General features: G+C 72.0%; 15 protein-coding genes and 1 pseudogene. 9 read left to right on the top strand and 7 right to left on the bottom strand.

Annotated elements, in window-relative coordinates; translation table 11 throughout:
- The first annotated feature begins 48 nt into the window (after positions 1-48).
- From ACFWA7_RS07695 to ACFWA7_RS07670, 6 genes are all read left to right on the top strand, one after another.
- A complete protein-coding gene (locus ACFWA7_RS07695; protein WP_385821599.1) occupies positions 49-1,077 on the top strand; it encodes an MraY family glycosyltransferase in 1,029 nt (342 codons plus the stop codon).
- On the top strand, positions 1,074-1,859 hold the full coding sequence (locus ACFWA7_RS07690; protein WP_385821597.1) for an FkbM family methyltransferase: 786 nt from the start codon (positions 1,074-1,076) through the stop codon (positions 1,857-1,859). The genes ACFWA7_RS07695 and ACFWA7_RS07690 overlap by 4 nt, the downstream gene beginning before the upstream one ends.
- Before the next feature lie 286 nt (positions 1,860-2,145).
- Positions 2,146-4,008 carry a molecular chaperone DnaK gene (dnaK, locus tag ACFWA7_RS07685; RefSeq protein ID WP_385821595.1) on the top strand — a complete coding sequence of 621 codons (1,863 nt, stop codon included), beginning with the start codon at positions 2,146-2,148 and terminating at the stop codon, positions 4,006-4,008.
- Entirely contained in the window at positions 4,008-4,649 is a 642-nt protein-coding gene (gene grpE / locus ACFWA7_RS07680) for a nucleotide exchange factor GrpE (protein ID WP_385539145.1), read from the top strand. The genes dnaK and grpE overlap by 1 nt, the downstream gene beginning before the upstream one ends.
- A gap of 45 nt (positions 4,650-4,694) precedes the next feature.
- The gene (gene dnaJ, locus ACFWA7_RS07675; protein WP_385539147.1) at positions 4,695-5,882 is read left to right on the top strand and encodes a molecular chaperone DnaJ; all 1,188 of its coding nucleotides are present in this window, start codon (positions 4,695-4,697) and stop codon (positions 5,880-5,882) included.
- A 1-nt stretch (position 5,883) separates the two neighbouring features.
- Complete coding sequence (locus ACFWA7_RS07670) at positions 5,884-6,345, top strand: heat shock protein transcriptional repressor HspR (protein WP_385539149.1); 462 nt, start codon at positions 5,884-5,886, stop codon at positions 6,343-6,345.
- A 184-nt stretch (positions 6,346-6,529) separates the two neighbouring features.
- On the opposite strand, the gene ACFWA7_RS07665 is transcribed toward ACFWA7_RS07670, so the two are convergent.
- Positions 6,530-6,787 carry a hypothetical protein gene (locus ACFWA7_RS07665; protein ID WP_385539151.1) on the bottom strand — a complete coding sequence of 86 codons (258 nt, stop codon included), beginning with the start codon at positions 6,785-6,787 and terminating at the stop codon, positions 6,530-6,532.
- 25 nt (positions 6,788-6,812) lie between these two features.
- A complete protein-coding gene (locus ACFWA7_RS07660; RefSeq protein WP_385821697.1) occupies positions 6,813-7,253 on the bottom strand; it encodes a hypothetical protein in 441 nt (146 codons plus the stop codon).
- A gap of 128 nt (positions 7,254-7,381) precedes the next feature.
- Here ACFWA7_RS07660 and ACFWA7_RS07655 point away from each other — a divergent pair, with 128 nt between their 5' ends.
- On the top strand, positions 7,382-8,257 hold the full coding sequence (locus tag ACFWA7_RS07655) for a sigma-70 family RNA polymerase sigma factor (protein ID WP_385539169.1): 876 nt from the start codon (positions 7,382-7,384) through the stop codon (positions 8,255-8,257).
- A 116-nt stretch (positions 8,258-8,373) separates the two neighbouring features.
- Here ACFWA7_RS07655 and ACFWA7_RS07650 read toward each other — a convergent pair whose 3' ends face one another.
- From ACFWA7_RS07650 to ACFWA7_RS07630, 5 genes and pseudogenes are all read right to left on the bottom strand, one after another.
- Positions 8,374-9,600, bottom strand: a complete 1,227-nt coding sequence (locus ACFWA7_RS07650) for a lactonase family protein (RefSeq protein ID WP_385821593.1) — start codon at positions 9,598-9,600, stop codon at positions 8,374-8,376.
- Positions 9,601-9,705: 105 nt separating this feature from the next.
- Positions 9,706-11,136 (bottom strand): hypothetical protein, encoded by a 1,431-nt coding sequence (locus tag ACFWA7_RS07645; protein WP_385821591.1) that lies wholly within the window; start codon positions 11,134-11,136, stop codon positions 9,706-9,708.
- Between the two features lie 200 nt (positions 11,137-11,336).
- Positions 11,337-11,522: a helix-turn-helix domain-containing protein gene (locus ACFWA7_RS07640; RefSeq protein WP_385821589.1), complete on the bottom strand. Its 186-nt coding sequence runs from the start codon at positions 11,520-11,522 to the stop codon at positions 11,337-11,339.
- Entirely contained in the window at positions 11,519-12,214 is a 696-nt protein-coding gene (locus ACFWA7_RS07635) for a hypothetical protein (protein ID WP_385821586.1), read from the bottom strand. Before ACFWA7_RS07635 ends, ACFWA7_RS07640 begins: the two co-directional genes overlap by 4 nt.
- 122 nt (positions 12,215-12,336) lie before the next feature.
- A pseudogene (locus ACFWA7_RS07630) lies at positions 12,337-12,507 on the bottom strand (hypothetical protein); the annotation flags it as partial.
- A gap of 295 nt (positions 12,508-12,802) precedes the next feature.
- Between ACFWA7_RS07630 and ACFWA7_RS07625 the strand changes: the two are divergent.
- Entirely contained in the window at positions 12,803-13,186 is a 384-nt protein-coding gene (locus ACFWA7_RS07625) for a helix-turn-helix domain-containing protein (protein WP_385539171.1), read from the top strand.
- Positions 13,187-13,198: 12 nt separating this feature from the next.
- On the top strand, positions 13,199-13,714 hold the full coding sequence (locus ACFWA7_RS07620; RefSeq protein ID WP_385539162.1) for a hypothetical protein: 516 nt from the start codon (positions 13,199-13,201) through the stop codon (positions 13,712-13,714).
- The last annotated feature ends 72 nt before the right edge of the window (positions 13,715-13,786 follow it).

Here is a 13,786-nt window from a genome sequence, read left to right as displayed (position 1 = left end):
TCGTGTTATTCAGCCCATACACGGACATAACAATCTAACTTGGTTCGCATGATCTCCGGGCTCACGGCCGCCGTCGCCGCCCTGCTCTGCACCGCCCTGCTGGCCGCGGTGGTCCGCGCGGCCGTCCTGCGCGTCGGGGCCCGGGGCCGGGGCGCGCGCGGCGCCCGCACCCCGCACCTCGGCGGGATCGCTGTCGCGGTGGGCACGCTCGCCGCCGTCGGGGCCGGGCCGGTGCTCGGGCTCGCCGCCCTCGGGGACGGTGTGGGGCCGCTGATCGGCGCCGCCGGGGCCGTGGCGCTGCTCGGCCTCGCCGAGGACCTGCGCCCGCTCGGGGCCCGGGTCAGGATCGGGGTGCAGACCGCCGCCGCCACCGTGGTGGTCGCCCTGGCGTCGGGGCTCTCGCCGGGCCCGGGCGCCCTCGCCGTGCTGTGGATCGTGCTCGTCACCAACGCCTTCAGCCTGCTGGACGCCTCCGACGGGGCGATGGGGACGGTGGCCGGGGTGACCTCGCTCGGGCTCGCCGTCTGCGCCATCGCGGACGCGCTGCCGGGGCTGGCCCTGCTGCTCAGCGTCCTGGCCGCCTCGCTCACCGGGTTCCTGCTGCACAACTGGCACCCCGCGCGGATCGTGCTCGGCCACTGCGGCTCGCTCTTCACCGGGTTCCTGCTCGCGTCGGCCACCGTGCTCGTCCACACCGAGGCCGGCCCGGCCCGGGCCGCCGCCTCGCTGTTCGCCCTGACCGCCGTGGTCCTGGCCGACGCGGTCCTGGTCCTGGTGTCGCGGCGGCGCGCCGGGCGGCCGCTGGCCGAGGGCGCGGCCGACCACATCGCGCACCGGCTGCGCCGCAGCGGGCTGACCGTGCAGGGCGCGGCGGTCGTCCTCGGGCTCGCCGCGCTCACCGGGACGGTCACCGCGCTGCTCGTCCACGACGGCCGCCTCGCCCCGCCCGCCGTGCTGCCGCTGGCCCTGGGCGCGGCGGTCGCGGTGGTGCTGCTGCTGAGGGTGCCGGTCTACGGCGACGAGGCGCTGCGTACCGAACCCGCCCCCGGGGCGGCCCACGAAGGAGCACCGGCGTGAGCATCGACTTCAAGGACCTCACACGCACCGCCCTGCGCCGCCTCCCCCGCCCCCTCGGCGCGCCCCGCCCCCCGGCCATGGACGACGGGTCGCGCCTGGTCCGGCTGCTGCGGCGGTACGAGATCGACCTCGTCCTCGACGTCGGCGCGCACTCCGGCGCGTACGGCACCATGCTGCGCCGCTGCGGCTACGAGGGCCGGATCGTCTCGTTCGAGCCGCTGCGCGAGCCCCGCGCCGAGCTGCGGCTGCGGGCCGCCGAGGACCCGTACTGGTCGGTCCTGCCGTACGCGCTCGCCGACCGCGCCGGCCCGCTCACCCTGAACATCGCGGGCGACGCGGGCCTGAGCAGCTCGGCGCTGCCCATGCTGCCCCGCCATCGCGCCGCCGCGCCGTACGCCGAGTACACCGGCACGCGCAGCGTCGAGGCGCACCGGCTCGACGGGCTGTGGGAGGGCGTCACCGCGCCCGGCGAGCGGGTCTTCGTACGGCTCGCGGTGCAGGGGTACGAGCACCGGGTGCTGCGGGGCGCGGGGGCGTACGCCGACGAGATCGTCGGAATCCAGGCGGGGGCCGCGCTGGTCCCGCTGTACGAGGGCGGGGCGGGCTTCGACGATCTGCTGGCCCACGCGCGCGAGGGGCTGGGGCTCTCGCTGATGTCGGTGCGGCCCGCGCTCGCGGATCCGGCGGACGGGCGGCTGCTCAGCTGCGAGGTGGTGCTGCTGCGGGACGACACCCCCGACCCGGCCGAACAGGTCCCTGCGCAGGTGGCGCACGGCGACTGACGCGTTTTCGGCCGCGGTTCGGTGGGGGCTGGTCGCGCGGTTCCCCCGCGCCCCAAAGGCGCAGGCGCCCTCCCGGGCGCGCCGAAGGGGTGCGCTGAAGGGGTGCGCTGAAGGGGCGCGGGGAACTGCGCGACCAGCCCCCTCACCCACCCGCAGCCGAAGGCCCGCGCGCATAAGCCGCACATAAAAGTTGAGTCGGGTCGACTCAGCTCTGTTGACCGCTGGGGGCGAGTCATGCATCCTTGAGTCAGTTCCACTCAAGATGTCAGTTGTTGGAGGAATCGAAATGGCACGTGCGGTCGGCATCGACCTGGGCACGACTAACTCCGTCGTCAGCGTTCTCGAAGGCGGCGAGCCCACCGTCATCACCAACGCCGAAGGCGCCAGGACCACGCCGTCCGTCGTCGCCTTCGCCAAGAACGGCGAGGTTCTCGTCGGTGAGGTCGCCAAGCGGCAGGCCGTCACCAACGTCGACCGGACCATCCGCTCGGTCAAGCGCCACATGGGCACCGACTGGAAGATCGACCTCGACGGCAAGACCTTCAACCCGCAGCAGATGAGCGCCTTCATCCTGCAGAAGCTGAAGCGCGACGCCGAGGCGTACCTGGGCGAGAAGGTGACCGACGCGGTCATCACCGTCCCGGCGTACTTCAACGACTCCGAGCGTCAGGCGACGAAGGAGGCCGGTGAGATCGCGGGCCTCAACGTCCTGCGTATCGTCAACGAGCCGACCGCGGCCGCCCTGGCGTACGGGCTCGACAAGGACGACCAGACCATCCTCGTCTTCGACCTCGGCGGCGGCACCTTCGACGTGTCGCTCCTGGAGATCGGTGACGGCGTCGTCGAGGTGAAGGCCACCAACGGTGACAACCACCTCGGTGGTGACGACTGGGACCAGCGCGTCGTCGACTACCTGGTGAAGCAGTTCCACTCCGGCCACGGCGTGGACCTCTCCAAGGACAAGATGGCGCTCCAGCGCCTGCGCGAGGCCGCCGAGAAGGCGAAGATCGAGCTGTCCTCGTCCACCGAGACCTCGATCAACCTGCCGTACATCACGGCCTCGGCCGAGGGCCCGCTGCACCTGGACGAGAAGCTGACGCGCGCTCAGTTCCAGCAGCTGACCGCCGACCTCCTTGAGCGCTGCAAGCACCCGTTCCACAACGTCATCAAGGACGCGGGCATCCAGCTCTCCGAGATCGACCACGTCGTTCTCGTCGGTGGCTCCACCCGTATGCCGGCCGTCGCCGAGCTCGTGCGCGAGCTGACCGGCGGCAAGGACGCCAACAAGGGCGTCAACCCGGACGAGGTCGTCGCCATCGGCGCCGCCCTGCAGGCCGGTGTCCTCAAGGGTGAGGTCAAGGACGTCCTGCTCCTCGACGTGACCCCGCTGTCCCTCGGCATCGAGACCAAGGGAGGGATCATGACGAAGCTCATCGAGCGCAACACCACGATCCCGACCAAGCGTTCCGAGATCTTCACGACGGCCGAGGACAACCAGCCGTCCGTGCAGATCCAGGTCTACCAGGGCGAGCGCGAGATCGCGGCGTACAACAAGAAGCTCGGCATGTTCGAGCTGACGGGTCTGCCGCCGGCCCCGCGCGGAGTCCCGCAGATCGAGGTCGCCTTCGACATCGACGCCAACGGCATCATGCACGTGACCGCGAAGGACCTGGGCACGGGCAAGGAGCAGAAGATGACCGTCACCGGCGGCTCCTCGCTGCCGAAGGACGAGGTCAACCGCATGCGCGAGGAGGCCGAGCAGTACGCGGAGGAGGACCACCGCCGCCGCGAGGCCGCCGAGTCCCGCAACCAGGGCGAGCAGCTCGTCTACCAGACCGAGAAGTTCCTCAAGGACAACGAGGACAAGGTCCCGGGCGAGGTCAAGACCGAGGTCGAGACCGCCGTCACCGAGCTGAAGGACAAGCTCAAGGGCGAGGACACCGCGGAGATCCGCACCGCGACCGAGAAGCTCGCGGCCGTCTCCCAGAAGCTCGGCCAGGCGATGTACGCGGACGCCCAGGCCGCGCAGGGTGCCGCCGGCGCCGATGGCGCTGCCGGTGACGGTGCGCACAAGGCCGAGGACGACGTCGTCGACGCCGAGATCGTCGACGACGAGAAGCCGGGAGACGCGAAGGGCGGCGCGGCCTGATGTCTGAGGAGACCCCGGGCTTCGAGGAGAAGCCCGACGTCCCCTCCGGCACACAGGAAGACGCCGAGCCGAAGGCCGCCGACTCCTCCGAGGAGGGGAAGGCGGCCCCGGACGGGGACGCAGCCAAGGAGATCGCTCTGACGGCACAGCTGGACCAGGCCCAGACGGCGCTCGGTGAGCGCACGGCGGACCTCCAGCGCCTTCAGGCCGAGTACCAGAACTACCGCCGCCGCGTGGAGCGGGACCGCGTCACGGTCAAGGAGATCGCCGTCGCCGGCCTCCTGACCGAGCTGCTGCCCGTGCTCGACGACATCGGCCGGGCCCGTGAGCACGGCGAACTGACCGGCGGCTTCAAGTCGGTGGCCGAGTCGCTGGAGACGGTCGCCGCGAAGATGGGCCTGCAGCAGTTCGGCAAGGAGGGCGAGCCCTTCGACCCGATGGTCCACGAGGCCCTGATGCACTCCTACGCGCCGGACGTCACCGAGACGACGTGCGTCGCGATCCTCCAGCCCGGGTACCGGATCGGCGAGCGTACGATCCGCCCCGCGCGGGTCGCCGTCGCCGAGCCCCAGCCGGGCGCGGCGAAGGAGGGCAAGGAAGGCAAGGCCGACGAGGAGAGCGTTGGCCCGGACAAGGGCTGACGCAGCGGTCATGGATGAAGTGATAGTCCGGAAGGAGGGACGTCGATGAGCACGAAGGACTTCGTCGAGAAGGACTACTACAAGGTCCTCGGCGTCCCCAAGGACGCCACCGAGGCCGAGATCAAGAAGGCGTACCGCAAGCTCGCCCGGGAGTTCCATCCGGACGCCAACAAGGGCGACGCCAAGGCGGAGGAGCGCTTCAAGGAGATCTCCGAGGCCAACGACATCCTCGGCGACCCGAAGAGGCGCAAGGAGTACGACGAGGCGCGCGCCCTCTTCGGCAACGGCGGCTTCCGGGCCGGGCCCGGCGCGGGTGGCGGCAGCTTCAACTTCGACCTGGGCGACCTCTTCGGGGGCGCCCAGGGCGGGGCTCCCGGCGGTGGTGGCGGCGGCTTCGGCGGCGGCCTGGGCGATGTGTTCGGCGGCCTCTTCAACCGGGGCGGCGCGGGCACCGGCACCCGGACCCAGCCGCGCCGCGGCCAGGACCTGGAGTCCGAGGTGACGCTCAGCTTCACCGAGGCGGTCGACGGGGCCACGGTCCCGATCCGGCTCTCCAGCCAGGCCCCCTGCAAGGCCTGTTCGGGCACCGGCGACAAAAACGGTACGCCTCGGGTGTGCCCGACGTGCGTCGGCACCGGCCAGGTCTCGCGCGGCACCGGCGGCGGCTTCTCGCTCACCGACCCGTGCGTGGACTGCAAGGGCCGGGGCCTGATCGCCCAGGACCCCTGCGACGTCTGCAAGGGCAGCGGGCGCGCCAAGTCGTCCCGGACCATGCAGGTCCGGATCCCGGCGGGCGTCTTCGACGGCCAGCGGATCCGGCTGCGCGGCAAGGGCGCGGCGGGCGAGCGCGGGGGACCTGCGGGCGACCTCTATGTGGTCGTCCACGTCGACGGCCACCCGGTGTTCGGCCGCAAGGACGACAACCTCACGGTCAGTGTGCCCGTCACCTTCGTGGAGGCGGCGCTCGGCGGCGAGGTGAAGGTGCCCACCCTCGGCGGGCCCCCGGTCACCCTGAAGCTCCCCGCGGGCACGCCCAACGGCCGTACGATGCGGGCCCGGGGCAAGGGCGCCGTCCGCAAGGACGGCTCGCGCGGCGACCTCCTGGTCACCGTCGACGTCGTGGTCCCCACGGACCTCGACGACAAGGCGCGCGAGGCCCTGGAGGCGTACCGCGAGGCGACTGCGGATCACGATCCGAGGGAAGAACTGTTCCAGGCCGCGAAGGGAGCATGAGATGGACGGCCGACGACGGCGCTTCGAAATGTCACAGCCGTACGAACTGACCGACGAATCGCCGGTGTACGTCATCTCGGTCGCCGCTCAGCTCTCCGGTCTGCACCCGCAGACCCTCCGGCAGTACGACCGCCTCGGCCTGGTCTCGCCCGACCGCACGGCCGGGCGCGGCCGGCGCTACTCGGCCCGCGACATCGACCTGCTCCGTACGGTGCAGCAGTTGTCGCAGGACGAGGGCATCAACCTGGCCGGCATCAAGCGCATCATCGAGCTGGAGAACCAGGTGGCCGCGCTCCAGCAGCGGGTCGCCGAGCTCTCGACGGCGGTGGACGGGGCGGCGGCCGCGATGCGGCAGCGCGAGGCCCAGGTCCACGCGTCGTACCGGCGCGATCTCGTGCCGTACCAGGATGTGCAGCAGACCAGCGCCCTGGTGGTGTGGCGGCCCAAGCGGCCGCAGGAGTAGCACACGTACGGAAGGGCCCGCAGCCCCTCGCGGGGGCCGCGGGCCCTTCCGTATGCCGTCAGTCCTTCGTCGCCCCCGCCGGATACAGCAGGTCGGCCATCTCGAACCGGCGGCGATGCCGCCGGGGGCGCCGTACTTCAGCGCGAGCGGAAGCCCGGCCGCCCTGCGGGGGCGCAGGGGGTGTTCAGCGACCCGTGCCCTGCCAGATGCTCACCGCGAGGGCGGCGCAGGAGGTCAGGGCGGCGATCGCGGGCAGCGGCCAGCGGGCGCGCTCCAGGGCGTCCAGGCGGTCGTCGTGCTCGCCGAGGGTCTTGTCGGTCTGGTCGGCGCGCTGGAGCAGCAGCGCCAGGTCGCCCCGGGTGGTGGCGAATCCGACGTCCACCGCGCGCCGCAGCCGTTCGAGCTCGATCGCGACCCCTTCGGCCTGGCCGCTGCTCACCATGACGGCTCCTTCGGTAGGTGGCGGATCAGGACCGCGAGGCGGCGGGACGACAGCCGGCCGCGGTGCCAGTCCAGGAGGTCCACGCCGTAGTGGCGCAGCAGCGCGGCTTCGAGCGCCTCGGCGTTGTCGTCCACGTACACGCCGAGGCGCAGCCTTCCCCCAGGCCGAGCCCGGTGTCCCGGCCCCAGGACGCGAGGGCCGCCTCGACGTCGTGCGGCGAGGGGCGGTGGCGGCGCAGCCGCGCGGACTGCGCCTCGCCCAGGAGGAGTTCGAGCGAGGCGCCGAGGTCGTCGCCGCCGAGGGCGCGCAGCCGTCGGGCGGTCTCGCGGGTGAACTCCCGGGGCAGCTCGAAGACCTCGCCGCCCAGCTCGAAGGCCCAGGCACGGCCGAGCGCTTCCAGGCGCTGGGCGAGGGCCGCGTCGACCCGGGTGACACCGGGTGCGGGTGATGCGGGTGGTACGGCCATGGGGCCTCCATCAAATGTCCTGATCTGTAAGGCGGTTGGGGGTCGAATCGCCGTACCCGTGGGGCGGGACAGCGGATACAGTCGGTGTCACCTCTTCGGGTGAGGCAGGGGAGGAAGTGACCGTGAACGTGGACGAGGACGAACGGCTGGCAGAGCGGTTCGAGGCCAACCGGACCCACTTGCGGGCCGTCGCCTACCGGATACTCGGCAACCTCAACGAGGCGGACGACGCCGTCCAGGAGGCGTGGCTGAGGCTCAGCCGCACCGACGCGGGCTGCGTGAAGAACCTCGGCGGCTGGCTCACCACCGTCGTGGGGCGGGTGTGCCTGGACATGCTGCGCTCGCGCGACTCACGGCGTGAGCTGCTGTACGACGAGCCCGTGCCGGTCCACCCGCGCGGGCACGAGGAGCCGGGCGACCCCGAGCACGAGGTGCTGCTCGTGGACTCGGTGGGCCTGGCGATGCTGGTCGTCCTGAACACGCTGGCGCCCGCCGAGCGGATCGCCTTCGTGCTGCACGACATGTTCATGGTGCCGTTCGACGAGATAGCCCCGGTGGTGGGGCGCTCCACGGTGGCCACCCGGCAGCTGGCGAGCCGTGCGCGGCGCCGGGTGCAGGAGTCGGCGCCGGTGCCGGACGCGGATCTGGCCCGCCAGCGGGAGGTCGTCGACGCCTTCTTCGCCGCCTCGCGCGCGGGCGACTTCGACGCGCTGCTCGAACTGCTCGACCCCGATGTGGTGGTGCGGGCCGACCGCGCGACCGTGGAGGTCGGCGCGATGGGCGAGGTGCGTGGGGCACTGGCGGTGGCCGGCACGTTCAACGGGCGCGCCCAGACAGCCCAACTGGCTCTGGTGGACGGCGCGGTGGGCGCCGTGTGGGCGCCGGGCGGCGAGCTCAAGGTCGTCATCGGGTTCACGCTGGCGGACGGCAGGATCACCGGGATCACGCTCCGGGCCGACCCGGACCGGCTGCGCCGCCTGGACCTGGCGGTGCTGGCGGCCTGAGCGGTTACCTACGCGGCTCAAGGACGGAGTTCACGGACAGAGGCGGTCCACGGCCGGCGTTCGCGGGACGGCCGTGGACCACCGGGTCTTAGTCAGTGTTCAGCAAGGGGTACGGGTCAGAAGGCGACGATCCCCTCCGATCCGGGAGCCAGACCGCCCGCGCTCGGCGCCAGGACGCCGGGGCTGGTGACCCTCGGCGGGTCGTCGGCGACGCCGAAGCCCTTGAGCGTGGTCAGACCGGCGTTGGCCTCGATCCGGTAGGCGCTGATGGACATCTTGTCGCAGTACGGTGTCCCCTCGACGTAGGTGGGCAGCCGTGGGTCCGCGACCTTCTCGTCGATCCCGGCGGTCAGCACGTACAGGTACAGGCCGTCGTTGGTGATGGCCATGTCCTGGGTCGCGTGCGAGTTGCGGGTGACGGCGAGGTGGCCGTCCGCCGGGAAGAGGCTGATCGCGCCCTGCTCGTCGACGCGGAAGCCGCCGATCGAACCGCTCTGGGCGTTCGCCACGTAGACGACGCTCGGGTCCAGGGTGCTGTTCGCCGTCCAGCAGGTGGTGAGTTCGGTGGTGGTCACCGAGCCGCTGATCACCTGGAGGGTGCCGTCGCGGTTGACCCGGTAGGTGGACATGGAGCCGAAGAAGCCGGGGGCGCCGATGATCTCGGCCACCATCAGCACGTCGCCGTGGAAGGTGGCGGTGAAGGGGGCGAGGCCGTTGGACTGGTTGCGCACCGGCTCGCCCGCGCGGCCGTACGCGTCGACGGGGAAGACGTCGATGACGTTCGTCTGCCGCTCGGTGACGATCAGCTGGGTGCCGTCGGGCGTGAACTGGATCTGCGACGGCCCCGCCGCCGCGCCGCCGATCAGGGACCTGCGGGAGCCGTCGACCGGGGTGAGCGAGCCGTCGTCACCGATGTGGAAGCCGGAGATGGAGCCGTCGGTGGCGTTGACGGCGTACAGGAGGTTGCCGTGCACGGTCAGGCTGACCGGGCGTACGCCGCCGGTGGCGACCCGGCTGACCAGCCGCAGCCGCTCGCCCTCGATGGCGAGGGAGGAGACCTCGTTGCTGCCGGAGTCGACGCCGAACAGGAACCGCTGGTCCTCGCCGGCGATCAGCGAGCCCTGAGAGACCAGCGGGTCGGAGGTGTCCTCCAGGTCGTAGCTGCGGCCGACGCCGAGGCCGCCGGTCGGGTAGGTGCCCTTGCGGGTCAGGTTGCCGTAGACGTCACGGGCGAAGACCGTCACCGAGTTGCCGGTCTCCTGGTTGCTCATGACGTAGACGAAGCCGCCGCGCCTGGCCGGGGGCGGGTTGTCGCCGGGGTGGCCGGATCCGAGCTCGGTCACCGCATCAGCAGTCTCGTTTGATTGCACAGTGATGTCCTTTTCCGTGCCGGGTTTCCTGGAATGCGGCCTGAGGCCGCGGGTCAGCAGATTCATCGCCGGGGCGGACTAAGCCGCGGGGCCGGCCGCGCGCGAGGCCCGCAGGCCGTGCGTGGCGATGTCGTTCGCGATGTCGAGGCCGAGCCGGACACCGCCGATGTTCAGACTCAGATCCATGTCGCCGGAGGCGTTGGGGACCCAGCCGTCGTAGTTCCAGTGCACGCCGAGGAATACCCGGCTGAGGCTGTTCTCCCTGATCATTTCCCAGAGCCCGCCGGGGAATGTACGGGCCACCCGGGTCCGGGCTGTCCCCTGGGGGTCGGTGCTGGTGCCGTTGAGTTCGTCGGAGACGAATTCCAGACCGTCGGCCAGATTGTCGGGACCGTAATTCCCCTGGTGGTAGAAGTGCCGCACCGACTGGAAGGCGGCCGCCCCGAAGGTGGCGTGGCCCGAGGGGTACGACGGGAAGTTCGGCGTCCGGTTGACCTTGCCGCCGGGGTTGTTGGTGTTGGGCGCGCCCAGCGGCAGCCACTCGGGGTCGGCGTCCGCGCTCAGGGCCGCCGTGCCGGTGCCGGCCGGTCCCGAGGAGGTGTCGTGCTCGCGGATGCCGACGACCGGGCGCCACAGGTCGTAGTGGTACTTGTCGAACCAGGCCAGGATGCCCGCGTCCGCCATGGCCGTGTTGAGCAGGGCGAACAGCCGGGCGTTCTTGCCGGTGTCGTTGTGCTGCGCCTCGGCGACCTTGCGGACGACCTGGTTGTAGAAGCGGGGCGGCGTGCCCAGGCCGACGACCCCGTCGTACGCCCAGAACATGCCCGCGGTGGTCTCCTGCTGGGTGCGGCGGCTCGCCCGCAGGTCCTCCGGCAGCGCGCCCATCAGATGAGTCGCGATGCCCTTGGCGCGCACCTGGCGCAGCCCCGCCCGGTACCTCGGGGTGCCCGGCCGCGGCGGGGCGTCCAGGTGGTGGCGGGTGGTCGCCGCGAACAGGTGGGAGCGGGCGCCGTAGAACGCGGCGTACGCGCCCTGGCCCGGGTCGACCGGGTCGGGCCGGTGGTGCAGCCGGTCGACCGAGTAGACGTAGCCGTCGTCGCCGAGGCCGGGGTCGTTCCTGCGCAGCGACTGGAGTACGCCGGCGACCCGCAGGCCGAAGGTGTGGCCGTCGCTGGTGCCCTGGCCGGAGGGAAGCCCGGCGGCCCGGTGCTGGGCGTTGAAGTAGTCCTTCTGGGTGGGGTAGAGAGCGCTGAGCGTGGCGTGCGCGGCGGCGGCTATGGCCGCGTCGGAGGAGGCCCCGACCGGGGCCTGGGGCAGCGAGCCGCCCAGGTAGCAGTCGTGGCCGGGGTGGATGCCGAAGTAGGCGTCGTGCATGGCGAGATGGGTCATCGCCAGCGCCCGGGAGGCGCCGCACGGGCCCCGGGTGCCGGCCTCGGCGGGGGCGCCCGTGGTGTGGGTCGTGCGGTCGGCTTCCAGGGCGACCGCGTTCCAGAACAGGATCTGATCCACTGGTGGGTTCCTTTCCAACACGAAGCGGCAGACCCGTCGCCCCGGATGTGGGCGCGGATCTGCCGCTGCGACAAGTGTGATCCGAGGTCGCGAATTCCGCAACCGGGCTTTCTCCAGGGACATTTGGCGGCCGTGCGGCGGCATGGGAAAAGGCCCCACCCGGATACGGGTGAGGCCATGGGGAGATGGTGAAGTGATCCCTATGCGATCTCGTCGCGATGTACGGAACGCTCCGCCGCGAATACGTCCTCAAGCCGGTAGAGCAGCCTGCGCCCCTGGCGGCCCGCGGATTTCAGATGTCCCAGCTGGACCCATTTGCGAATCGTCGCGGGCGATACGGCGACTTCGGCGGCGGCGAGGTCGCCCGAGACCAGACATGTGCTCACGAAGCCTCCCCCTGGGCCGAATCCCCCTGGGGTGAACCCCCTTGGGCTGAATCCCCTTGGGCCGAATCCCCTTGGGCCGAATCCCCTTGGGCCGAACCCCCTTGAGCCGAACCCCCTTGGGTCGATTCGCCTTGCGCCGAATCCCCTGAGGCCGTCTCCACCACATGGCGGCAGACGGGGTTGACGCAGAGCACGGCGCCGCGCTCCGGGAAGATGCGCAGCGACACCGAGTCGCACGCGGGGCAGCGCCCGTCGAGCCGGATCATCTGCTCCGGGTCCCCGAGCTCGCGGGCGCAGCGCCGGGCCATGCGCCGGGTCTCCTGCGTCAGGTGCTCGGCGAGGTCGGGCAACTCCCTTACGCGGTCCAGGAGTCCGGCGATGCGGCGCAGCCGGGCCACCACCGGGGCCGGGGCCGCCGGACGCAGGCCGAGCCGCTCCCGTACCGCCTCCTCCAGCTCGACCACGCCGTCGGTGATGTCCCGTACGGCGTCGGAGATGTGCAGCCGGATCGGGGCGGTGGTGGAGCGCGCGGCCCCGCCGCCGGGCCGTTCGCGCAGGCCCGTGGGGGACGGGGCCAGCTCGGCGAGGAGGTCGGGGAACCGGCGCGCCAGCGACTCCAGCCACACCGCGCCGGCGTCCGCGCCCGCGTCCGTACCGTCGGCCTCTACCGTGCCCGCGCCCTCGGTCCTCATCGCCCCGCCTGCCGGGAGGCGAGCACCTTGGTCCGTTTGACCTCGCGGCCGTTGCGCCAGAGCCGTCCGCCGCTCACCCCGTCGAAGAAGGTGTGCGCGGGGTCGACGACCATCTCGCACTCCCTGCGGACGGGACACTGGTTGCATGCTCGCAATACCGGTTCCGCTTCGGAGGGAACGCGGGCGAATACGGAGCGTTGTGGAAGATTTGTGCAGGCGGCGGCCCTGCGCCAGTCGAGGTCGTCCGCCGATCGGGATAAGTCCGAGGTCAAGGGCGTCTTTGGAGCGGTCATGTGTGCGGGCACGTGCAAACCCCTCCCCACGTATGGGAACACGAGTTCGGCAAATTGCGAACGCGTGATCAGGGTGACACGGTGCGTGCGCGTACGCAAGCGACTCCTGCGTGCGAGCGCGCACCTACTGTCACGCGAGTGCGCCAGGAGTACGCTGTTCCCCGCGACGAGGGAGAGCGACCACATGGGTTCGAGCGCACGGGCCGGCGCCCGCAACGAGCAGGGCTACCGCGGCGACGGCGGCCGGAGCCACGCGGACGGGCTCGAAGAGTTCGCCACCTGGATAGAGCGCCTGATGCGGCTGCGTGGCTACGACATCGACAGCCCGCGCGGCGGCGGCAAGTCGAAGCTCGCGGACGACGCCGGGGTCCACCGGGCCGCCGTGAGCAGGCTGTTGCAGCGCCAGAGCATGCCGGACCTGGAGACCATGCGCAGACTGGCGGCCGTGCTCGGCGTACCGCTGCGGGACATGCTCATCCGGTCCGGGCGGCTCTCCGAGGACGATCTGCCGATTGCCGTGACCCGGGGCGGGCAGGACGTGGATGGCCCTCAGCCGCTCAGCCCCGAGGAGGCCGCCCGCCGCATGGGGGTGCCTCCCGAGCTGCGGGAGCTCTTCGTACGCGTGACGAGGGCGTTCCTGCCGGAGAGCGGCGAGGGGGCCGGCAGCCCGGGGGTGTGAAGGGGGCGGGGGATGGCGGACGACGACGGGTCAGGGGACGAACAGGACGGACTGGCCCAGCTGTTGGGCGGCCTGCTGATCGAGCTGGGCGAGAAGGTCCGGCGCGCCGGCCTCGACGGCGTACGCGTCCTCACCGACGACGAGCTCCAGCGCGAGCAGCTCCGCTGGTTCCAGGAGGGCTGGGAGGAGCACGCCCGCGTCAGCCGCCGGGCGGCCGCGGGCGAGCCCGCCGGTGAGTGGGGCGACGACGGGCCGCAGCGGACGGGGCGCCCCCCGGAGAGGGACGCGTACCCCGGTGGCGACGGTGGGCGGGACGCGGCCGGGCATCCCGAGGCCGGTCAACCACCCGCGCCGGGGCGGCTGTTGCAGTTCCCCCAGTCCCCTGACGGCCGCCCCGCGCACCCCCTGCCGATCGTCGGCACCGGCGAGACGCGCGGCAAGGACCTGATGCCGCACCGCCCGCGCGGGCGCGTGCGTGGCCGGGCCACGGACGACGAGGAGCCACCTGGGAGCCACCCGCACGTGTAGACGGGCCGGTGTCTGTCCGCGGACCGTCTGTGGCTGGTCGCGCAGTTCCCCGCGCCCCTGACCACCTAGGGG

The sequence above is a fragment of the Streptomyces sp. NPDC059994 genome (assembly GCF_042737755.1).
GTDB lineage: Bacteria > Actinomycetota > Actinomycetes > Streptomycetales > Streptomycetaceae > Streptomyces.
This window is presented reverse-complemented; position numbering and strand designations above follow the sequence as displayed.